The organism is Streptomyces sp. NBC_00057, from assembly GCF_045041165.1.
Classification (GTDB): Bacteria; Actinomycetota; Actinomycetes; order Streptomycetales; family Streptomycetaceae; genus Streptomyces.
This window is the reverse complement of the sequence record NZ_CP108256.1, coordinates 1020336-1039775: the sequence shown is the minus strand read 5'-3', so window position 1 is coordinate 1039775 and position 19440 is coordinate 1020336. Positions and strand designations below refer to the sequence as shown.

Sequence of the window (19440 nt, the reverse complement as noted above, 5' to 3'; positions counted from 1 at the left end):
GAGGCAGTGATGGCGCGGGCAGTGGGTATTGATCTGGGAACGACGAACTCCGTGGTGTCCGTGCTCGAGGCCGGCGAGCCGACGGTCATCGCGAACACCGAGGGCGCGCGGACCACTCCGTCGGTGGTCGCCTTCGCGAAGAACGGTGAGGTGCTGGTCGGCGAGGTCGCCAAGCGACAGGCGGTGACGAACGTCGAGCGCACCGCGCGGTCGGTCAAGCGGCACATGGGGGACGCTCAATGGCGTTTCCCCGAGTCCGGCGACATCGACGGCAAGCGGTACACCGCGCAGGAGATCTCCGCCCGGGTGCTGCAGAAGCTGAAGCGGGACGCCGAGGCGCATCTCGGGGAGGACGTGACGGATGCGGTGATCACTGCCCCGGCGTACTTCAACGACGCTCAGCGCACCGCGACCAAGGAGGCGGGCCAGATCGCGGGCCTGAACGTGCTGCGGATCATCAACGAGCCGACGTCTGCGGCGCTGGCCTATGGCCTGGACAAGGAGAACGATCAGACGATCCTCGTCTTCGACCTCGGTGGCGGCACCTTCGACGTATCGCTGCTGGAGATCGGCGAGGGCCTGGTGGAGGTGAAGGCGACCAACGGTGACACGCACCTCGGTGGTGACGACTGGGACCAGCAGGTCGTCGACCACTTGGTGAAGCAGTTCAAGAACGGCTACGGCGTGGACCTGTCCAAGGACAAGATGGCTCTCCAGCGGCTGCGGGAGGCTGCGGAGAAGGCGAAGATCGAGCTGTCGGCTGCGACCGAGACCACGATCAACCTGCCCTACATCTCGGCGTCGGCCGAGGGCCCGCTGCATCTGGACGAGAAGTTGACGCGCGCACAGTTCGAGCAGCTCACGGCGTCGCTGCTGGAGCGCTGCAAGGGGCCGTTCCACAACGCGGTCAAGGATGCCAGGATCAAGGTGGCGGACATCGATCATGTGATTCTGGTGGGCGGTTCGACCAGGATGCCGGCGGTGACCGAGCTGGTGAGAGAGCTGACCGGCAAGGATCCGCACAAGGGTGTGAACCCGGACGAGGTCGTCGCCATCGGCGCCTCGCTCCAGGCGGGTGTCCTCAAGGGCGAGGTCAAGGACGTCCTGCTGCTCGACGTCACCCCGCTCTCCCTCGGCATCGAGACCAAGGGCGGCATCATGACGAAGCTCATCGAGCGCAACACCACGATCCCGACCAAGCGCTCCGAGATCTTCACGACGGCCGAGGACAACCAGCCGTCCGTGCAGATCCAGGTCTACCAGGGCGAGCGCGAGATCGCGGCGTACAACAAGAAGCTCGGAATGTTCGAGCTGACCGGCCTGCCGCCGGCCCCGCGTGGCATCCCGCAGATCGAGGTCGCGTTCGACATCGACGCGAACGGCATCATGCACGTCACCGCCAAGGACCTCGGCACCGGCAAGGAGCAGAAGATGACCGTCACCGGTGGCTCCTCGCTGCCGAAGGACGACATCGACCGCATGGTGCGCGAGGCCGAGCAGCATGCGGAGGAGGACCGGCGGCGCAAGGAGGCTGCCGAGACCCGCAACCAGGCGGAGAGCCTGGTCTACCAGACCGAGACCCTGCTGCGGGACAACGCCGACAAGATCCCCGCGGATGTGCGTTCCGAGACCGAGGCCGCCCTGGCGGAGGTCAAGGAGAAGCTCAAGGGCGAGGACACCGCCGAGATCCGTACCGCCACCGAGAAGGCAGCGGCGGCCGCGCAGCGGATCGGCACCGCCCTGTACGCGCAGGCGCAGGGTGGCGAAACAGCTGGAGGAGGTACGGCCGGCGGCGGCACTCCCGGAGACACGGGCACCGGTGGCGATGAGGTCGTCGATGCGGAGATCGTCGACGACGAGCAGAAGGGAGGTACCGGATGAGTAAGAACCCGCGCTCAGAGCACCGCGGTGATCGGTCGCCTGTGGTGGTGCGCGACCTGCGCAGGGCCACCCCGGTCACCCTCCGGGATGGGCGATGCCCAGATGCCTCCGGTCCGGCCGGGATCGGTCCGGCCGGGATCGGTCCGGCCGGGATCGGTTCGGACGGCGCCGGTACGGCCCGCCCGGACTCCGGCCAGAGCGGCCAGGCGGAGGCTGCACGACCGCGTGAGCGGATCGCGGAACTGACCGCGGACCTGCAGCGGGTGAAAGCCGAGTACGACAACTACCGCAAGCGGGTACGCCGCGACCGACTGGCGATACGGGAGATCGCGGTGGTCAACGTCCTCACCGGTCTGCTTCCGGTCCTGGATGTCCTGGACGAGATCCACCGGCAGGGCGACGACCACGGCGCGGTGGCAGCCCTCTCCGACGTACTTGAGGCGCGGCTGGCGGCTCTGGGCCTGCGGACCGTCGGCGCAGCGGGTGAACCCTTCGATCCCCACACGCATGAAGCGATCACCTACGACGCCTCCGGTGCGGCCCAGGCCGTCTGCACCGAGGTGCTGCGGCACGGCTACCGGGTCGGTGACCACCTCCTGAGACCGGCCCAGGTAGCGGTGACAGGACCCGCCTCCGCCGAATAGTCGCACGGGGCAAGTCCCGGGACCCGAGCCGGGGCTGCCTCGTGCAAGGGGCACGGCGCACGCCGCCGGCTGTCAGTCAGCCACGGAGTACAGCAACTCGGGCGCGGGCTCCTGGTCACGGTTGTCGTCGTGCTCGTAGTTTGCGAGGGCCAGGCCCGTGCACGCTCTGTGGAGCTCAGAGCGAGTGCGCCCGCCCTTGGGCGATCACCGCAGTGAACCAGTGCGGCAATTGGCGCTCTGTGCCCTCCGGGCACGGCTCCACATTGACCTGACTGGCGATCAGGCATTTTGACGGGGTAGCCACAGAGTTATACGCAAGTTCAAAAGAATGTTTTGTTCCGGCAGGGGTGTTTGGTTCGAGGTTCAGGTGTCGCGCCAGTTCGGTGTCGATTCGTGGGTGAAGCGTCTACTCATGAGGTCGAACATGGCGATGTGGATGACGGCTTCGTGGGTGCGTTTTGTGACTCGGCACCAGCGGCTCCACCTTCGGCGCCGGGACGGCAGACCAGCTCGCCGCCCACGGCGCCCTCGGCCTCGCGGCCAAGGCTGTCGTCGACGACGGACACGCCGACGCCGTCACCGGCTTCCGCACCACCGCCGTCGAGAGGAGCGGCGACCGCCTCGTAATCGTCGCCGAGGACGACCGCCGCCTCGACCCGGTCGATGAGGTAATCGTTCTGGCCGGCTTCCGCCATCGGCGCCCCTTCAGCCACCTCCGGCGGCTGCTGACCGCCGCAGGACAACGATCACAGCGAGCAGTACTGCCACGTTGATCGTCAGCACCGCCCAGTCCTCCCGTCAGGCAACAGCCGTCCGCGCGCGACCGCTGTGGACGGACAACTCAGTCCCTCGTCCGGCTCGGGCGGTATCCCGATCGGTGCTCGGCGTCAGCCGTTCGATATGCCCGAAATGACATCCCTGTGGAGCGTAAGTACGTTCAGTCACGGGCCGGCTACGCAGCTGGCCTCTCTGAGACAGGAGAAGTGACATGGTTACACGTTCCACCGTCGTGACCGCCGCCCTCGCGGCCGCCATGGCCCTGGCAGCCACCGGCAGCACCTTCACCTCGGCCGCCACCATCGAGTCGGCCCGGCCAGCCCGGCCAGCCCGGCCGGCTCAGCCGGCCCCGGCAGCCCCGGCAGCCCCGGTCGCCCGACAGGCCCAAGCCCCGGCTTCGGTCCCCAATGGCGGAGGCGACGCCGGAAAGGGTGACCAGGGCAGGGGCAACGATGAAGGCAGAGGCGACGAGGGCAGAGGTAACGACGAGGGCAGGGGCCACGGCGGGGGTCGGGGCTACGACGAGGGCAGGATCCACTTCAATGAGCGGACGTATTCCGCCTACCCCGGCGGCTGCATCACCGCGGCCAGCGGCCTCGGTGCCACGAGCTTCAACATCTTCAACGACAGTCGGAGGACCGTCGAGGTCTTCAGCGGGGCGACCTGCGACAACGGCGGCCCCGTCGCCGTCGTCGGACCCTACGGTGCCACTTCAGGCGTGTTCCCGCAGCGCGTCGGCGGAGGTGTGTTCGTCAACGACGGCGCGGGAGCGAGCTTCCGGGTGATCGGATACGACTTCGAAGGCGAGTGACGGAGTCGCCTGCATGACGTGACGAAGACCCCCGGCCCGCCGGAATCGGACCGCGGTCTCCTTGTCCGGGCACCCCAACCGGGACGCACCGGTTCCAGGGGCCCATGCCCTCATCCGACCCACTCCCGATCAGCGCGCACATCTGCCTCGCCATGCTGAAATCGCACGGCGAGGCACTGTCGGCCCAGCCGGACCGGCCGCACCGTACCCGCCATCGACCTCGGCCGGACCCGGCAACCGGGACGGCGGCGCTCCCGCGGACGACCGTACTTGCCGGGTGCCGTGTACCGGCGCCCGGTTCCGAACCCCTGGAGGCGGCGGTCATGAGCACACCTCTGCACCAGCTCAAGGCCGACTTCTTCAAAACTCTCGGCAACCCGGTGCGCATCCGCGTGCTCGAATTGCTCAGCCGGTGGGAGCACGTCGTCGCCGAGCTGCTTCTCGGAGTGGGTGCCGAGGCCGCCCGTCTCTCTCAGCAGCCGGCCGTCCTGCGACGCGCCAATCCGGTCGCCATCTGCAAGGAAGGCTCGACCGTCTTTTACCGCCTCGCCACGCCCGAGGTTGCCGACCTGCCGACCGTGGCCCGCGGCATCCGCAGTGACGTCCTGGCCGGCCAGGACGAACTTCTCGAAGATCTCAGGGCCGCCGCGCCCTCAGCAGGTGCGCCCTCTCGTGCCCGCCGGGCGTGACGCCGCGCACCCCCAAGCCCCTGGAGCCGACGATCACCTCTCGAATGAGTCCCACAGCCGCCGACGCCATGACCGCGCCGGACCTGCAAGTCAGCGACCACATCAGCATCGACAGGGCACTCGATGTCCTGCGCGGATCCCACAACCAGTACGTACTCATCCGTGACGACACCGGCCGGTGCGCCGGAATCATCACTCTCGACCAGCTCACCGCCCACGCAGCGAAGCCCTGGTACGCCGAGAACACCCGGGTCCGTGACATCGCACACGACTGCGGCCCGTTCGCGCACCCCGGCATGCTCGCCTCGGAGGCCGCAGCCGCCATGCGCGAGCGGTCCCTGACGATCCTGCCCGTCGTCGACGAGGACGGCTTCGCCGTGGGCATCCTCACCACCGCACGGCTGCAGGCACTTCTCGGCACACTTCCAGAGGACACCGACCGGCCCTGACCTGAGTGGCCTCCGTGCGCGCACCACAGCGGCGGACACCATCCGCGGCATCTGCCGCGAACTCGAACAGATCAGGAGCGGCCTTCAGGAGCGCGGCCAGTTCACTTGTGCGCATGCTCACCCACGTAGAACAGGAGCCGGATGAAACCGGCTCGCCGCGATCGGGGGTCGACGATCGCGGGTGACGTGGGCTGGTTCAGTCCGGGATGGCGGCGTCGACCAGGGCGGCAGCTGCGGTGCGGGCCACTGTTTCGGCGCTGGGATCGCGGTCCATCCAGGCACTGATTCCGGCGCCGTCGTAGAGCAGTACCAGTTGCTGGGCGAGTGGCTTCGCGTCCTTGGCGCCTGCCTGCTGGGCGAGGTCGAAGAAGAGCTCGTGCAGCCAGGTGCGGTAGTCCTGCCCGACCTGTTCGGCGCACTCGCCGAGACCACCGCGATGAAGCGGGCGGCCCAGCCCGCCGAGATCGCCCAGGTCGTCGCATTCCTCGCCTCGCCGAAGGCCGGCTACGTCACCGGCGCGACCGTCGCCGTCGACGGCGGCCGCACAGCCATCTGAACCTGCCTGCTCCGGGAGGACAACGCGCATGAGCAACACCGTGTACGGTCTGGGCGTCGACGCCGCCGACGCCGAGAAACCGGCCCACTTCTGAGCCGAGGCACTCGGCCGTGAAGTCGCCTCGGGCGCGAGCCCCGAATCCGCCACACTCCAACCGGACGGGGCTACCCCGAAGCTGAGCTTCCACCAGGCCCCCGAGCCGAAGTCGGTGGAGAACCGACTGCACCTCGACCTCATCAGCCCCACCTTCGAGGCCGAGTCCCAGCGACTGATCGCGCTCTGCGCCCCCCGGATCCGCGACGTCACCCAGGACTCCGCCTGCTGGACGACGTTCGGCTGTCCGTCCGGGAATCCGCATCGCAGACCCTGCCAAAGGGATCACAACTCCGTTGATGCGGGCTCCGTCACGACCAGCACGATCTTTCCCGAGGTCCGGTCGGTCTCGCCGAGGGCGTGGGCCTTGGGTGCTTCGGCGAGGGGAAACGTGGCCTCGACGTGGGCATGGAGGGAGCCGACCTCGACGAGACCGGCGATCGCGTTCATGCCGGCGTGGTCGGCCTCGACAAGGAGGGTCTCGACACGGACTCCCAACTCGGCGGCCCGCTGCGCCTCGTCCGGGGAAGCGCCGTACAGGAGCGAGACGAGAACACCGCCAGGACGCAGGACGTTCAGCGAGCGGGCGCGGGTCTCGCCCGCCAGGGGATCAAGGAGGTCGGCATGAGTCCGGGGCGGTGGCTCATCCAGCAGCGGGTCGCCCGGGCACGGCATCTGCTCGAATCCACCGATCTACCGGTGGACGACGTCGCCGCCCAGGTCGGCTTCGCGACGGGCACGTCGCTCCGCCAGCACCTTCACGCAGTCATCGGTGTGTCGCCGCTCGCCTACCGGCGTACGTTCCGAGGGATTCCCGGAGAAATCCACTGAGCGTCGCCGCAGGTCGTGAACGGTATCGGGGCCGGCTGTTCCTGCTTCTTCATCAGGATGCCGGTACCTGTTCCCCGGGGAGGTGCTGGCGATCCTGGCCCGCATGAATCATCGGTCGTCGCGATGGCCCCGGCGAACAGTGGCGCGTCGGACCACGTGGGCCGACGGTCTCAGCCGTGTGTTCCAGCCAAAGGCGACTCAAGTGGGCCCTGGTGTGCCCCGGGCACTTCGCCCACGGAGCGAGTCACGGAGAAGTCCTCAGCACGGAGACGCTGCATCAGACCGTCAGCCGGATCCCGGTGACCAGATGCGGATTGATGCGGACCGCACAGTCCATCACCCGGTCCGACCAGGGCCTGATCAGTCGTTGGTAGCGCATCAGGGCATCGGGATCGGTCACGGGGCGGCAGTAGCCTGTCGCGACGACGCTCCAGCCCAGATGGGTCAGCGGATCGATGTCATCCGCCTGGTAGGCGACCACGACTCCCCGGTCGCCATGGTGCCGGGCCTGGGCGAACAGGTCCGATTCCTGATGGGTCCGGATGACGATCTGACCGAGGTCCAGCAGATGGTTCACCGGCCGGATTGCGGGCAGCGCGCGCTGGGTGAAGACGATCCGCCCGAGCGGCGCCCCGCCGAGCAGGCTCAGCGCCTGAGCGTTCGTCAACTCGACCGTGCGGCGTGGTCCGATGGCCGCCGGGCCGTGAGCCGGGGCCGACGCCGACGACGTGGGCGCGGCCGCGGGCACGGACGACTGGGGCGACTGATGACCTGCGTGGCTCATGGGGCGGCCTCGTCTCCTGATCTGCTCACCTGCCGCACGAGTACATCGCGTGCTGACCTCCCCACGCCAGGGCCGAACGGCCCAGGGCCGAACGGCCCTAGCGACGTCGGACCCCCGATGGGTTCACTGCGGTGGACCGCATGCCACGGGCCGGCCCAACGGCGGCTCCGGGGGCCGGGCCGTGGCTTGTGGAGCGTGTTCGGTCGGAGTGGGTGGTGCGGATGTGCACAGGAGGGGAACGTGGTGATCGCGGTCGTCGGACACAGAGACCTCAACAACAGAACTCTGGCGCTGGTGGAGGCTGAACTGAGAGCGCGGCTGGACTGCCTGGCAGAGGGCGTGGCCGCTCTCGTACGGGTCGGGGCGGGGCTGCCGCTCGTGTTCGGGCGCGCCGCCCGGGAGGCCGGACGGAAGTTGACGGTACTGCTGCCGGCCCAGGGCGCGGTACCCGCAGTGCTGCCCGAGCGGGACCGGCGGGCCGCAGGGGAGCTGCTGGTCCTGGCCGAGAGCGTACGGCTGCTGGCTTTTGATCCGGCCGACCGCAATGCTTGTGTCAGCGCCGATGAACGTCTGGTGGAGACGTGCCGGACCGTGCTTGCCGTGTGGGACGGTTCGCCGTCGGACGGCCGGGACGCCACCGCACATCTGGTTGCCTTCGCCCGGGCGCGTGGAATCCGGGTGGAGGTCGTCTGGCCGGACGGCTCCGTGCGGGGGTGGGCATGAGCGCGTCGGCGCGTGAGTCGGGGATGGTGGCGGAAGCCCTCGAGGCCGATGGCCGGGAGGTTCGCTCCTCTAAGGACCGGGCGAACGACGGTGCTTCGGGGACGCGATACGAACGGGCGCGGACCGGGGCGCGCCAGGGATTCGCATGGCTACTGGTGATCACCGCCGCCCTCGGGCTGCTCGGCTCCTTCGTGATCACCACCGACAAGTTCGAACTGCTCGCCGACCCCGGCTTCGTTCCCGCCTGCTCGCTGAGCCCCGTGGTGTCCTGCGCGGATGTGATGCGCAGCGAACAGGCGTCGGTGTTCGGCTTCCCCAATCCGCTCATCGGACTGATCGCCTTCGGGGTGGTGATGGGGACCGGCGCAGGCCTGCTCGCAGGTGCGCGCTACCGGCGGTGGTACTGGCTGGGACTGAACCTGGGCACCCTGTTCGGCGTCGGCTTCTGCATGTGGCTGATGACGCAGGCGCTGTACGACATCGGCGCGCTCTGCCTGTGGTGCGTACTCGTGTGGGTGGCCACGATCTTCATGTTCTGGCACACCACCGTGCACAATCTGCGCCATGGCGTCCTGCCCGCCCCACGCGCCCTCGTCGCGGCGGTACTGGAGTTCCCCCTTGCGGTGCCGGTGACTTGGTGCCTGGCCATCGTCATGCTGATAGCAATCCGGTTCTGGTCGTACTGGCAGACGTTTCTGTGACCCGCACCATGCCGGTGATGTCGTGATGGATGTGCGTGGTCGGGACTCCGGCGGCGGCCAGCCGGGCGGCGACGGCCCGCGCCGAGTCTGTCGTGGATGCCTCCGGTGCCAGGGCCAGATAGACGTGTTGCCGGGCGGCGGCCCCGCGACGTTGCGCCAGTATTCCGTCCAGGGCCCGCAGACCGGGATTTGCGGAGGGGCCGGCCGGATCGGCCTGACCGGCCGTGAGGACGGTCAGCCAGGGGCGTCCGCGCCGGAACGCCTCCAGGAACACCGCGTCGTACACGCCCTCACCCACCCCTCCATCCAGCAGCAGACGCACTCGGTGCGCACGGAACGGTTCGGCGTCGAGCTGCTGGAGCAGCGCCTTCACCGCGGCCCATCCGGTACCGGAGGCGATCAACACAACGTCGGCGGACGGGGTGTGATCGGGCAGGGCAAGCGCGCCGCGCGGTGCGCTGAGGCGGACAGTGTCGCCCTCCCGCGTGCCGTTCACCAGCGCATCACTCACCCCGCCGGCACCCCGGGCCCGTACATGGAACTCCAACTCGCCGTCCGGATGCGGCGCGCGGGCCAGATAGTAAGGACGCCATGCCTGCTCCAGGAGCGGCGACTCCAAGGACGCGAACTGCCCGGCCCTGAAGGCGTAGGGCTGATGGGGGCGCACCCTCAACACCGCGAGATCCGGCGTACGGAACTCGTGCGAGGCCACCGTCGCCTCCCAGCTCGGCGGTTCGGCGATCGCCTCGTCCGCGCCCCTGACCATCGCCGAAACGGCCAGCCGCAGCATCCGCAGCCAGGCGTCCTCCAGAGCACCGGTCCACCGGGCGCCCGCACGCATGCGCAGTGCCTCGATCAGCGCCGCCTCGAACGCCTCGAAGTGCGCGCGGCGCACACCGAGCTTGCGATGGTCGCGACCCAGCTGCGTGAAGGTGCCGATCATCTCGTCCGTACGGTGCAGATTGCCGATCAGATAGCGGAAGATCCCGACGAGATGGGCCTGCTGGAACGCCATCGACTCGGGGAACAACGACCGCAGATACGGATGCCGCTCGAACAGGACCCGGTACAGCTCGGCGATCAGCTCCTCCAGCGGGCTCACCAGCGGCAGGAATTCGCTGATCAGCTGCTGGTCGGACGTTCCGTCGTACGGCTGCGGTGCCTCGGTGCACCATGATTCGGCGCCAACTCCGGCCGGGGACAGGATACGTCGTCGCAGCCGCATCGCGTCATGCCGCGCGAGCAGTGCGTGGTAGTCCTCGCTCGGGGTGTTCATGGACGGGTGACTCCTTGGGACAGCACGGTGGGGTGGCCGGGACACAGAGACGTCCGTAGCGCCCCGACGATCTCGGCGGCGTCAGTATGGCACCGCGTCCAGACCGCCGAACGGCCCTGGCCACAGGGCCTTTCGGCCCTGTTCAGAGCCTGTTCGACATGCTGTGACACCCCGGCGAACCGGTCTGCGGACGGATGCACATACTGGTCCGAGTCCCCTTCCCCGAACCGATCGAGCATGGTGTGAATGACCTCGTGAAGTCCCCGCTGAGCACGACGCCGCAGTCCGCAGCCCCCGTACGCGTTTTCATCCTCGACGATCACGAGGTCGTCCGGCGCGGCGTACGCGATCTGCTGGAGGCCGAGGACGGCATCGAGGTCGTCGGCGAGGCGTCCAACGCCCGGGAGGCGCTGGCCCGCGTACCGGCCAGCAGGCCACAGGTCGCCGTACTGGACGTACGGCTCGGGGACGACCCCCGCGGTGACCACGCCGGTATCGAGGTATGCCGGGAACTGCGTGCCCTCATGCCCGAACTGGCATGTCTGATGCTGACCTCCTTCGATGACGACGAGGCACTGTTCGACGCCATCATGGCGGGCGCGGCCGGCTACGTACTGAAGCAGATCAACGGAGCCGATCTGATCGCCGCCGTACGCACGGTCGCGTCCGGCACCTCGATGCTCGACCCACGAACGACCGCTCGTGTGATGGCACGTCTGCGGGGCCCCCAGCGGACCCCCGCCGAGGAGTCGGAGGCATCGGAACTGGACCAGCTCACGACCAGGGAACGCCAGATCCTGGACCTCATCGGCGAGGGCCTCACCAACCGCGAAATCGCGGAACGCCTCTTCCTGGCCGAGAAGACCGTCAAGAACCGCATCTCCTCGATCCTCGCCAAACTGGGCGTCGGCCGCCGGATTCACGCCGCGATGCTCGTCGGCCGGATCAAGGACCGTCAGGGGCAAACCCCGGTCCGGCGAATCTGACAGTTTCTCAGGCGTCAGTCGTGGAGCGGGACGCACCACGTGATCCGGGTGCCGCCGTCCGTCGGCCGTTCGATGGCGAGTGTGCCGCCGCACAGCTCCGCCCGCGTACGCATATTGTCCAGCCCACCGCCGCGACCTGCCGGCTGACCGCCGTCATTGATCGCTGTCCCCGTTGGGGGAGCCGTCGTGTCACCGGCCGGGATCCCGATGCCGTTGTCCGTGACGGTCAGAGTCACCGCGTCGTCGGCCGACAGTACGATGCCGATACGACTCGCACGGGCATGGCGGGACGCGTTGGACACCGCCTCGGCGGCGACCGCCACCACGTGTTCGGCGAGTTCGTCCGGGACGGTGGTGTCCACCGGCCCGTCGATCCGCACGGTGGGTCGGAAGCCGAGGACATGTGCCGCCGTGCGAGCGGTCTCCGCTATCCGATGCCGCAGCCCGCTGCGGCCCGAACCGTCCGCCGTGCGCAGATCGAAGATGGTGGACCGGATGATCCGGATCGTGGTGTCCAGATCATCCACTGCCCTGCTGACCCGCTCGGCCGCTTCCGGGCGGTCCGCGATGGCCCGGGTGCTGCTCTGGAGAGTCATCCCGGTCGCGAACAGCCGCTGGATCGCCAGATCGTGCAGATCGCGGGCGATCCGGTCCCGGTCGTGCATCACGGCGAGTTCCTCGGACTCGGCCCGTCTGCGGGCCAGTTCCAGCGCGATGGCCGCCTGGTCGGCGAAGCCGGAGACGAGTTGGACCTCGGTGTCGTCGAACGGCGGGCGGTCCACCGGCCGCCCCAGGCGCAATGCGCCCAGCGCCCCGGTGTCGATCTGCAACGGCACCGCCACCACCGGGCCCAGGCCGTCCTCGGTACCGTCGCCGAACGGATGGGCCCGGGGATCCGTACGGACGTCGGCGCAGTGCACAGGCATTCCGGTACTGGCGGCGAGCCCGGCCAGCGATCCCGACGCCGGAACGGACAACCCCGTCACACGGTCGGAGTCCCGTCCATGGGCGACGGCAACGGTGAGGCGTTCCCCGGCCGCTGATGCCGTCGGAGCCTCTGAGAGGGGCGCGGAACCGGGCCGCCCCGTTGGCAGCAGAATCGCTGCCCGGTCGGCCCCCGCCACTTCCATCGCCCGCTCGGCGATCAGATGCAGCACCTCGTCGGCGTCCGTCCCCGCGAGCAGGGTGCGGGTGATCTCGCCCAGTGCCTCCAGGCGCCGCTCCCGGCGGCGGCTCTCGTCGTACATCCTGGCGTTGTCGATGGCGACGCCGGCGGCGATCGACAGGGTGGTCAGCACCGCCTCGTCGTCGGCGTCGAAGCTCACCCCGCCCCGCTTCTCGGTGAGATAGAGGTTGCCGAACACCTCGTCGCGCACCCGCACCGGTACGCCGAGGAAGGTGCGCATCGGCGGATGATGAGGCGGAAAGCCGAAGCTGCGTGGGTGGCTGCTCAGATCGGTGAGCCGCAGAGGTTCCGGGTGAAGGATCAGCTCGCCGAGGATTCCGCGGCCGCACGGTGACTGCCCGATCGTGGCGGCGAGCTGGTCCGACAGGCCCACCGGCAGGAACTCCAGGAGCTTCTGCCCGTCCCCGACAATTCCGAGTGCCCCGTACTCCGCGTCGGTCAGCGTCACCGCTGCCTCCACGATGCCGCGCAGCACCTCCGGGAGTTCCAGGCCCCGTCCCAGACTCATCACGGCATCCAGCAGACTGCGCATCCGGTCCGGTCGGCTGGGCTGCGGCCACGCGGCCGGACCGGGGCAGGAGGGGCCGGGCGAGCCGAGCGTGAGGGAGGAGGGGCCGGGGGAGGGGACTTCGAAGTGGGAGCCGGGCTCCGGAGGTGCTGTCTCTGCCATCGGGGTGCCGTTCTCTGGGGCTGTATGCCGGTATCTGCTCACCGGATCACCGCAGGGCTGGGACCGGTCCAAGGGCGGTCAGCCTACGACAGCCCAGGTGCCGAGGGCCCGGCGGTGTGTGGTCTCGAAGGCCGGCGAGGGCAGGGCCGGTCGGCTGCCGGATGTACACGGCAGTAGGGCCGGTCGGCCTCGTGGAAGGTGCCCGTCAGCCCCTGGGGAGCGTCATGGGCGGCGGCCAACATGGTGCGGCCGGGAAGGTCCGGTCCGTCCCCTCGTGATCCACCGGACCTTCCCGACCGCTCCCCCGACACGCCCCCGTGCGGCCGGGGAGCGCTCGGAGAACTGCCAGAGCTGGAGGACACGGAGGCCCGGTGGGCCGCGCTCTTCCGTTGATCACCGTCCGCCCGGAAGAATGACTCAGATCGCGCACCCATGAAGAGTCTTCATACCCGTTTCGCAGGTCGGTGATTCTGCCGTGACCACAATGAACTGAGGAACCTTCCGATGATTCCCATCGAGACGCCGCTGTGAGGCGTTCGTGTCCTGCGGACTGAAAGCCAGGCCCCACCCGTCGGCGTACTCGCGGATGGCGTCCGTGACGTAGCCTGCTGACGGGTCGAGCTCCTCCAGCAACCTTTCCCGTGTCGGCGCCCGGTTCGGCCAGGACGGGCTGAAGGACAGGTCGTCATCGACCTCGGCACCGATGCCTTCGGCGATCAGGGAACGGACGAGGCGGGGGTGCCGGGCAGCGAGCTGGCAGGCATTGACCCCTCCGAGCGAGTGCCCGAGCACGACAGCGTTGCTGAGCCCCAGGGCTGGTCTTTGCGTGGATGTCGCTGTTTGGCGAGGTCCGATCTGCGGGTGTGGCTCTACTCATGGCTGAGCGTACGGTTCGTACCGTGTCCAGCCTCGGCCGGCTGCCCGCGCACCGCGCTGTTGCCTCGGACTTGCGCGCAGCCGGCCGAGAGCCGAGGGTGCAAGCGCTCCCCAAGGGCTCAATCAGCCCCGCCTCCCACGCGCGGGTCGACCGGTGTGAGAACTCCGAGCCGGTCCTCGATCGCCTGCGCCGCGCCCAGGCACAGGTCTTCCCGGAAGGCGCGCCCGACGACCTGCACCCCGGACGGCAGTCCGTCGACCACTCCGGTCGGTACGGCCACACCGGGCACACCCACGAAGCTGGTCACGGCGCACAGTCGCATCGCCGAGCCGACCCGGTCCCGCCCGGCCCTGTCGCGCGACTCCAGCCCCGGCTCGACCGGCGGCTCGGTGAATACCGGGCCGAGCAACAGCGGGTATTCGTCGAGGAATTCGGCCCATGAGCGGCGGATGTTCATCCAGGTGCCCATCAGCTTCATGAACTCGTCCGCGCTTGCCGGCGGCGTCTGCTCCATCGTCATCTCGATATAGCGGTCCCCGCCCGCTCCGAGCAGCCTCCGCACCACCGGCCAGGTCGCAGCGAACTCGGTCACGGTGATCCGGTTGTACGCTTCGAGCGCCTCGTCCAGCCTCGGAACGTCCTGCACCTCCCGCACGTCGTACCCGGCGTCGCGCAGCGCCTCGGCCGCGGTCTCGATGGCCCCGCGAACCGTGGAGTGAACGCCGTGCCCACCCGGGTCCGCCACGACCGCGACCTTCACCGGCCCGGGGAGCGGTTCGCCGTAGGCAGGTACCGGTACGGCCCGCGGGTCGCGCGGGTCGGTCCCGGCCAGCACCTCGTATGCCAACCGGAGGTCGCCCACACTCCGCGCCAACGGGCCGTCGGTGACCAGCATCTGGGATGCCGGGCCGGGGTCGTCGGGGCCGACGATGCGGTGGTCCGCGGGGAAACGCCCGGTTGTCGGCTTCAGCCCGGCCACGCCGCAGAACTGGGCCGGGACGCGCACCGATCCACCGGAGTCGTTGCCGAGCCCGAGCGCTGCCATGCCCGTGGCGACGGCCACCCCGTCGCCCCCGCTGGTGCCGCCCGGGGTCCGGCCACGGTCCCATGGGTTGGCCGTGTCGCCGAAGAGCTCGCTTCGCGTGTGCATCCCACGAACACGGGCTGGAGGGCGTGACCCTTCGAGACGTCGCCGCCTGTGCGCAGGTGTCGATGGGCGCCGTTCAGCGATGCTTCCGTACGAAGGAAGAGATGCTCGTGTTCGCGCTCGGGCACATCGGCGAGCGGATCAGTGAGCGCGTACAGGCCCGCCTCGTCAGGAGCCCGGCCCAGTCGGCCGGCACCGCCCTGGGGCATGCGGTGACCGAGATCTCACTGCTCCAGGAAGAGCACCGCGCCGAGGCCAGGGTCTGGCTCGCCTTCGTTGCTCAGGCGGCTGTCAGCGAGGCCCTCGCGAGGACGCTGAAGGCGAACTACGCCGCCCTGCAAGAGGCGTTCACCCGCCTCATCTCGGAAGCCGGCGAGGGCGCCGACCGTGCCGTGCCCCTCGATCCGCGACGCGAGGCCCGCACCCTCCTCGCCCTTGCGGACGGCCTCACCGCGCATGTCCTCATCGGCCATCTCACTCCGCAAGAGGCGCAGGACGTCCTCCACGCGCACCTGGGCGGACTCCGGGAGCGTCCGGTCCGGCCGACTCGCTCGCCATCGGAATCGGCATCTCGGCCGGCACGGTGAATCTCGGCTTCAAACTGTTCGGACTGTCCGTGGAACACGAGGAAACGCAGCAGACACTCACAGGCAATCCGACATACGCCGGCAAGTCGGACGGCGACGGTATCCGCCCCTGGAAGCCCTTCACCAAGCGCACGGACGTGAAGCCGGTGGAGAGCTGAACCCTCGAATTCGCGGTGGAGGTCCGCAAGGAGAAGGCGGGGGACGTCATTGCGAAGGTCTTCGTCCTGTCGGCGGGCGGCAGGGCGAGCAAGGCCACCGCAGATGCGCACCGGCTGGAGATCACTCTGCAGCCGACGGATGCCCAGGGCCAACCGGCCAAGGTGAGCAGCCGGGTGGACGAACTGCCCGCTGAGTAGGGGTCATGGCAGGCGCATGGTTCGACCGTTGTCGTCTGGCCGAGGTGTGGGCGGCGCGAGAGGCCGGCGGCGGGGCCTCCTTCGGTACGGGGACCGTGCTCGTCGGCCGGCTCGTGCTGACCGCCTGGCATGTCGTGGCCGACGAGCGTGGCCAAGCGTACGAGCGTGTGCTGGTCCGGCTCCTCGGCGGGCGGCTCTGTCCGGCGAACGTCGCATGGGCAGATCCGGTGCTTGACGCCGCACTGCTCGCCGTATCGGCGCCGGGGAACCGGACACCTGGCAAGTGCCGGACGGCCTGGCGCCGGCCCGGTTCGGGCGTCTCATCGGCCAGGATGTCCGGGTGGCCTGCCAGGCGGCCGGATTTCCGGACAGCCTCACACTGACCGGCACCGATCGGGAAATCGACCAGGTCGACGGATACATCAATCCGATGGCGGGTTCGCGCACGAATCACTACCTGATCACCGCGGGGCACCGCCCCGACCAAGGACGCCCGGCGCCCGCTGCCCGGCGAGCCGGCTGGCAGGGCATCTCGGGAGCGGCCGTCACCTGCGGTTCCCTCTTCCGGACTTTGCGGTGTCGCTGAACAATCTGTCGGCGGATCTTGCCGAGTCGGGAAGGCGGGAGGAGGCGTTGGCGGCGAGTATGCGTGCGGTGGAGATCCGTGAGGAGCTGGCGGCCGCGCGCCACGAGGTGTTTCTGCCCAGCCTCGCCGTGTCGCTGAACCACCAGTCCAACCGGCTGGCGGAACTGGGCCGGCACAAGGAAGCCCTCGTGGCGATCAGCCGTGCGGTGGAGATCCGCGAGCGCCTGGCGACCGCGCACCCGGACGCGTTTCTCCCCGACCTCGCACTGTCGCTGAGCAACTGCGCGGTCAGGCAGGACGAGATGGGGCGGCGGGAAGAGGCACTGATGTCCGTCACACGCGCCATCGCCATGCTCAAGAACCTCGCAGCGGCGCGGCCTGCTGTGTTCAATCGCCTGCTCACCGAGTGCATCGCACACCAGGGCGCTCTGGGGAGCCCGGGCCGTCCGCCGCGCACGGCGCTGCCGCAACCGCGCCGCAGGCACCCCGCACATGAGTCATCGGCGTTCCGGCACGGAGGCCGCCCAGCAGGCACCGTGATGCCCGCGGCGCGGCTACTCGAACCGCGCGGTGTCGCCCGCCCCTCGGCGTACGATCTCGAGCTCACCGCCGGAGAAGTCGATGACCGTGGTCGGCTCGGTGCCGCAGTCGCCCGAGTCGACCACGGCGTCCACCACATGGTCGAGCCGTTCCTTGATCTCCCAGCCCTGTGTCAGCGGCTCGTCCTCGTCGGGCAGGAGCAAGGTGCTGGACAGCAGCGGCTCACCGAGGTCGGCGAGCAGCGCCTGAGCGACGACATGGTCGGGAATCCGGACTCCGACCGTCTTCTTCTTCGGGTGCAGCAGCTGACGCGGCACCTCCTTCGTCGCGGGGAGGATGAAGGTGTAACTGCCGGGTGTCGCTGCCTTGATCGCGCGGAACACATCGTTGTCGATGTGCACGAACTGACCCAGCTGCGCGAAGTTCTGGCACACAAGGGTGAAATGGTGACGGTCGTCGAGGTTCCGGATCGACCGGATCCGGCTGATGCCGTCACGACTGCCCAACTGGCACCCCAATGCGTAACAGGAGTCCGTCGGGTACGCGACGAGCGCGCCGGCCCGGATGCTGTCGGCCACGGAGCGGATGGTGCGCGCTTGAGGATTCTCGGGGTGCACGTCGAAATACTTCGCCATCCGTCGAGTCTAGGTGATCAGGACATTACGCTCAGAACAGCGGGGCCCGGTCCGGTAGGTGCGTCGGGTTCCGGCGCCGTCGGTTTCTGACGGCGCCGGAGCTCACTCCTTGACCGCTCCCGCGTTGGCGCCGCTCACGAAGCAGCGTTGGAAGCAGAAGAACAGTCCGTGCCGGCCGCCAGGCTCAGCGCGCCCGACCTCGACTCGGGCCATGGTCTGCGAACGCTGAGCGGCGACTTCGTTACCTACAACCCGTACGGCTATCACATCGGTTCCATCCGGCCGCACGACACGGCGATCGCGGAGGCTTACCGGCCGCTGAAGGTCGAGGGGCTCGATGTCGCGGGCAGGCGGCTGGACATTTCCGTCGACGTCATCCCTCAATCCTTCGCCTGCGCGGATCCGCGTGTCTGGCGCAGGGCCTGACGGGCCGACCAGACGACGGACACGAGCGGTACCGCCACCACCGCGCCCAGCGCCCCCGCCGCGATGGCGCCGCCGATCACCGCGAGTGCGACCACCACCGGGTGCAGTCGGACGGCCGAGCTCATCACGATCGGGTGCAGAAGATGGCCCTCGATCTGGCCGATGACCACGATCAGCGCGATGACGACGGCCGCCACGATCGGGCCTTTCGCCGCCAGAGCCACCACGGCCGCGACTGCGAGGGCGACCGGTGAGCCGATCAACGGAATGAAGGCGGCGAAGAACTCCAGCAGCGCCAGGGGAAGGGCCAGCGGCACTCCGAGTGCGAACAGGGCCAGTCCGACGAGTAATGCGTTGGTCGCCGCCACCAGGATGATGCCGTGTGTGTATCCGGTGAACGTCCGCCACGCCGCACGGCCCGCGATCGTCACCCGGGCCCGGGCCGTCTCCGGAAGCTGGTCGCAGAACCAGTCCCACTGCCGGTCGCCCGAGTGAATGAAGAAGACCGAGCAGAACAATGCGAGAACGAACACGGTCACCACCTCCACCAGTCGGCCCACTCCACTGAGGGCTGTGCTGATGAGGGTGGAGCGATGGCTGGACAGGAACTGCCCGATCCGGGACTGCATGTCGTCGAGCGCCTTGGGGTTCAGCCGGAACGGTGGCCCCTCCAGCCAGTGTTCGATCCTGACCAAGCCGTCGCCGAACTCCCGTTCCAGCCCGGCGCGTTCTGCGGCGACTACCTCGCCGATGAGGGTCAGAACGCCGAGGACGAGGGCGATGCTGCCGAGAAGCGCCACAGCGACAGCGAGCGGCCGCGGCATCAGACGATCCAGGAGATCCGCCACCGGGCGCAACATCGCGGTGCCGATCAGGCCGAGGAAGACGGCTACCGCTACCTCGTGGAACCGTCCCAGCGCTGAGAAGACGGCGTACACGACGGCTCCCACGACGAGGATTCGCCAGGCGTAGGCAGCGGCCGTCTGCAGCGTGGGGTTCACGCGTGGCTCGTACCGCAGGCCGGGCGGCGCATGTTGCGCGCCCGGGTTCCGGTTCGCAGGGCGCGTGATGCCGCGCAGCGCCTGACGGGACGCGGTGCGGATCCGGTGCCGTCGTCCTTCGGACGGCACGCCGGGGTCCGTGTTGTCGGGCTGCGGATGCGATGGCCTGGGCATCCCCTGCTGGTACCAGCAGGGGATGCTTCCTCCCGGGCTCTCGCGGCGACATGC

20 protein-coding genes and 7 pseudogenes are annotated in these 19440 nt (G+C 69.1%); 19 read left to right on the top strand and 8 right to left on the bottom strand.

Annotation, left to right across the window (positions count from 1 at the left end):
* Nucleotides 1–9: 9 nt before the first annotated feature.
* From dnaK to OG953_RS05180, 8 genes and pseudogenes are all read left to right on the top strand, one after another.
* On the top strand, nucleotides 10–1881 hold the full coding sequence (gene dnaK, locus OG953_RS05215; protein ID WP_405682747.1) for a molecular chaperone DnaK: 1872 nt from the start codon (nucleotides 10–12) through the stop codon (nucleotides 1879–1881).
* Nucleotides 1878–2525 carry a nucleotide exchange factor GrpE gene (gene grpE / locus OG953_RS05210; RefSeq protein ID WP_405682746.1) on the top strand — a complete coding sequence of 216 codons (648 nt, stop codon included), beginning with the start codon at nucleotides 1878–1880 and terminating at the stop codon, nucleotides 2523–2525. Before dnaK ends, grpE begins: the two co-directional genes overlap by 4 nt.
* 467 nt (nucleotides 2526–2992) lie before the next feature.
* A pseudogene (locus OG953_RS05205) lies at nucleotides 2993–3286 on the top strand (flavoprotein); the annotation flags it as partial.
* A 227-nt stretch (nucleotides 3287–3513) separates the two neighbouring features.
* A complete protein-coding gene (locus OG953_RS05200; protein WP_405682745.1) occupies nucleotides 3514–4113 on the top strand; it encodes a hypothetical protein in 600 nt (199 codons plus the stop codon).
* A gap of 323 nt (nucleotides 4114–4436) precedes the next feature.
* The gene (locus OG953_RS05195; protein WP_405682744.1) at nucleotides 4437–4802 is read left to right on the top strand and encodes an ArsR/SmtB family transcription factor; all 366 of its coding nucleotides are present in this window, start codon (nucleotides 4437–4439) and stop codon (nucleotides 4800–4802) included.
* Nucleotides 4803–4846: 44 nt separating this feature from the next.
* Nucleotides 4847–5251: a CBS domain-containing protein gene (locus OG953_RS05190; RefSeq protein ID WP_405682742.1), complete on the top strand. Its 405-nt coding sequence runs from the start codon at nucleotides 4847–4849 to the stop codon at nucleotides 5249–5251.
* Between the two features lie 436 nt (nucleotides 5252–5687).
* Nucleotides 5688–5807 carry an SDR family oxidoreductase gene (locus tag OG953_RS05185; RefSeq protein WP_405691651.1) on the top strand — a complete coding sequence of 40 codons (120 nt, stop codon included), beginning with the start codon at nucleotides 5688–5690 and terminating at the stop codon, nucleotides 5805–5807.
* A gap of 106 nt (nucleotides 5808–5913) precedes the next feature.
* Nucleotides 5914–6150: pseudogene (locus OG953_RS05180) on the top strand (VOC family protein); the annotation flags it as partial.
* Between the two features lie 35 nt (nucleotides 6151–6185).
* Here the strand turns inward: OG953_RS05180 and OG953_RS05175 are convergent.
* Nucleotides 6186–6518, bottom strand: a pseudogene (locus OG953_RS05175) (zinc-binding dehydrogenase); the annotation flags it as partial.
* On the opposite strand from OG953_RS05175, the pseudogene OG953_RS05170 reads away from it, so the two are divergent.
* Nucleotides 6498–6731, top strand: a pseudogene (locus OG953_RS05170) (helix-turn-helix domain-containing protein); the annotation flags it as partial. The pseudogenes OG953_RS05175 and OG953_RS05170 sit on opposite strands and share 21 nt — an antisense overlap.
* A gap of 277 nt (nucleotides 6732–7008) precedes the next feature.
* On the opposite strand, the gene OG953_RS05165 reads toward OG953_RS05170, so the two are convergent.
* Nucleotides 7009–7515, bottom strand: a complete 507-nt coding sequence (locus tag OG953_RS05165; RefSeq protein WP_405682741.1) for a pyridoxamine 5'-phosphate oxidase family protein — start codon at nucleotides 7513–7515, stop codon at nucleotides 7009–7011.
* A gap of 243 nt (nucleotides 7516–7758) precedes the next feature.
* Here OG953_RS05165 and OG953_RS05160 point away from each other — a divergent pair, with 243 nt between their 5' ends.
* Nucleotides 7759–8238, top strand: coding sequence for a hypothetical protein (locus OG953_RS05160; RefSeq protein WP_405691649.1), 480 nt, complete (start codon nucleotides 7759–7761; stop codon nucleotides 8236–8238).
* Between the two features lie 23 nt (nucleotides 8239–8261).
* A complete protein-coding gene (locus tag OG953_RS05155) occupies nucleotides 8262–8939 on the top strand; it encodes a vitamin K epoxide reductase family protein (RefSeq protein WP_405691647.1) in 678 nt (225 codons plus the stop codon).
* On the opposite strand, the gene OG953_RS05150 is transcribed toward OG953_RS05155, so the two are convergent.
* Nucleotides 8890–10215, bottom strand: coding sequence for a globin domain-containing protein (locus tag OG953_RS05150; RefSeq protein ID WP_405682739.1), 1326 nt, complete (start codon nucleotides 10213–10215; stop codon nucleotides 8890–8892). The two genes, OG953_RS05155 and OG953_RS05150, sit on opposite strands and share 50 nt — an antisense overlap.
* 242 nt (nucleotides 10216–10457) lie before the next feature.
* Here OG953_RS05150 and OG953_RS05145 point away from each other — a divergent pair, with 242 nt between their 5' ends.
* The gene (locus tag OG953_RS05145; RefSeq protein ID WP_405682738.1) at nucleotides 10458–11201 is read left to right on the top strand and encodes a response regulator; all 744 of its coding nucleotides are present in this window, start codon (nucleotides 10458–10460) and stop codon (nucleotides 11199–11201) included.
* A 14-nt stretch (nucleotides 11202–11215) separates the two neighbouring features.
* On the opposite strand, the gene OG953_RS05140 is transcribed toward OG953_RS05145, so the two are convergent.
* From OG953_RS05140 to OG953_RS05130, 3 genes and pseudogenes are all read right to left on the bottom strand, one after another.
* The gene (locus OG953_RS05140; protein ID WP_405691645.1) at nucleotides 11216–12919 is read right to left on the bottom strand and encodes a GAF domain-containing protein; all 1704 of its coding nucleotides are present in this window, start codon (nucleotides 12917–12919) and stop codon (nucleotides 11216–11218) included.
* Between the two features lie 555 nt (nucleotides 12920–13474).
* Nucleotides 13475–13870 (bottom strand): alpha/beta hydrolase, encoded by a 396-nt coding sequence (locus tag OG953_RS05135; RefSeq protein ID WP_405691643.1) that lies wholly within the window; start codon nucleotides 13868–13870, stop codon nucleotides 13475–13477.
* Between the two features lie 182 nt (nucleotides 13871–14052).
* Nucleotides 14053–15090, bottom strand: a pseudogene (locus tag OG953_RS05130) (amidase family protein); the annotation flags it as partial.
* Here OG953_RS05130 and OG953_RS05125 point away from each other — a divergent pair.
* The 6 genes and pseudogenes from OG953_RS05125 to OG953_RS05100 form a co-directional block, all read left to right on the top strand.
* Entirely contained in the window at nucleotides 15042–15668 is a 627-nt protein-coding gene (locus tag OG953_RS05125; protein WP_405682737.1) for a TetR/AcrR family transcriptional regulator, read from the top strand. The pseudogene OG953_RS05130 and the gene OG953_RS05125 overlap by 49 nt on opposite strands.
* A 29-nt stretch (nucleotides 15669–15697) precedes the next feature.
* Nucleotides 15698–15826, top strand: coding sequence for a hypothetical protein (locus OG953_RS05120; RefSeq protein ID WP_405682735.1), 129 nt, complete (start codon nucleotides 15698–15700; stop codon nucleotides 15824–15826).
* 12 nt (nucleotides 15827–15838) lie between these two features.
* Nucleotides 15839–16024 (top strand): annotated as a pseudogene (locus OG953_RS05115) (trypco2 family protein); the annotation flags it as partial.
* Nucleotides 16025–16029: 5 nt separating this feature from the next.
* On the top strand, nucleotides 16030–16407 hold the full coding sequence (locus OG953_RS05110; protein ID WP_405682734.1) for a serine protease: 378 nt from the start codon (nucleotides 16030–16032) through the stop codon (nucleotides 16405–16407).
* Nucleotides 16308–16610, top strand: coding sequence for a hypothetical protein (locus tag OG953_RS05105; RefSeq protein ID WP_405692445.1), 303 nt, complete (start codon nucleotides 16308–16310; stop codon nucleotides 16608–16610). Before OG953_RS05110 ends, OG953_RS05105 begins: the two co-directional genes overlap by 100 nt.
* Nucleotides 16601–16654 (top strand): annotated as a pseudogene (locus OG953_RS05100) (hypothetical protein); the annotation flags it as partial. The gene OG953_RS05105 and the pseudogene OG953_RS05100, both read left to right, overlap by 10 nt.
* Before the next feature lie 510 nt (nucleotides 16655–17164).
* Here OG953_RS05100 and OG953_RS05095 read toward each other — a convergent pair.
* On the bottom strand, nucleotides 17165–17785 hold the full coding sequence (locus tag OG953_RS05095; protein ID WP_093899210.1) for an L-threonylcarbamoyladenylate synthase: 621 nt from the start codon (nucleotides 17783–17785) through the stop codon (nucleotides 17165–17167).
* 147 nt (nucleotides 17786–17932) lie between these two features.
* Here OG953_RS05095 and OG953_RS05090 point away from each other — a divergent pair, with 147 nt between their 5' ends.
* The gene (locus OG953_RS05090; protein ID WP_405682733.1) at nucleotides 17933–18211 is read left to right on the top strand and encodes a hypothetical protein; all 279 of its coding nucleotides are present in this window, start codon (nucleotides 17933–17935) and stop codon (nucleotides 18209–18211) included.
* Here OG953_RS05090 and OG953_RS05085 read toward each other — a convergent pair.
* Nucleotides 18166–19212 carry an AI-2E family transporter gene (locus OG953_RS05085; RefSeq protein ID WP_405682732.1) on the bottom strand — a complete coding sequence of 349 codons (1047 nt, stop codon included), beginning with the start codon at nucleotides 19210–19212 and terminating at the stop codon, nucleotides 18166–18168. The genes OG953_RS05090 and OG953_RS05085 overlap by 46 nt on opposite strands.
* Between the last annotated feature and the right edge of the window lie 228 nt (nucleotides 19213–19440).

Excerpts from the sequence above, each read along its gene's own strand:
- OG953_RS05200 (WP_405682745.1), top strand. The coding sequence starts at position 3,514 with ATGGTTACACGTTCCACCGTCGTGACCGCCGCCCTCGCGGCCGCCATG.
- OG953_RS05150 (WP_405682739.1), bottom strand. The coding sequence starts at position 10,215 with ATGAACACCCCGAGCGAGGACTACCACGCACTGCTCGCGCGGCATGAC.
- OG953_RS05155 (WP_405691647.1), top strand. The coding sequence starts at position 8,262 with ATGGTGGCGGAAGCCCTCGAGGCCGATGGCCGGGAGGTTCGCTCCTCT.
- grpE (WP_405682746.1), top strand. The coding sequence starts at position 1,878 with ATGAGTAAGAACCCGCGCTCAGAGCACCGCGGTGATCGGTCGCCTGTG.
- OG953_RS05125 (WP_405682737.1), top strand. The coding sequence starts at position 15,042 with ATGGGTTGGCCGTGTCGCCGAAGAGCTCGCTTCGCGTGTGCATCCCAC.
- OG953_RS05095 (WP_093899210.1), bottom strand. The coding sequence starts at position 17,785 with ATGGCGAAGTATTTCGACGTGCACCCCGAGAATCCTCAAGCGCGCACC.
- dnaK (WP_405682747.1), top strand. The coding sequence starts at position 10 with ATGGCGCGGGCAGTGGGTATTGATCTGGGAACGACGAACTCCGTGGTG.
- OG953_RS05185 (WP_405691651.1), top strand. The coding sequence starts at position 5,688 with ATGAAGCGGGCGGCCCAGCCCGCCGAGATCGCCCAGGTCGTCGCATTC.
- OG953_RS05110 (WP_405682734.1), top strand. The coding sequence starts at position 16,030 with ATGGCAGGCGCATGGTTCGACCGTTGTCGTCTGGCCGAGGTGTGGGCG.
- OG953_RS05165 (WP_405682741.1), bottom strand. The coding sequence starts at position 7,515 with ATGAGCCACGCAGGTCATCAGTCGCCCCAGTCGTCCGTGCCCGCGGCC.
- OG953_RS05195 (WP_405682744.1), top strand. The coding sequence starts at position 4,437 with ATGAGCACACCTCTGCACCAGCTCAAGGCCGACTTCTTCAAAACTCTC.
- OG953_RS05190 (WP_405682742.1), top strand. The coding sequence starts at position 4,847 with ATGAGTCCCACAGCCGCCGACGCCATGACCGCGCCGGACCTGCAAGTC.
- OG953_RS05140 (WP_405691645.1), bottom strand. The coding sequence starts at position 12,919 with ATGCGCAGTCTGCTGGATGCCGTGATGAGTCTGGGACGGGGCCTGGAA.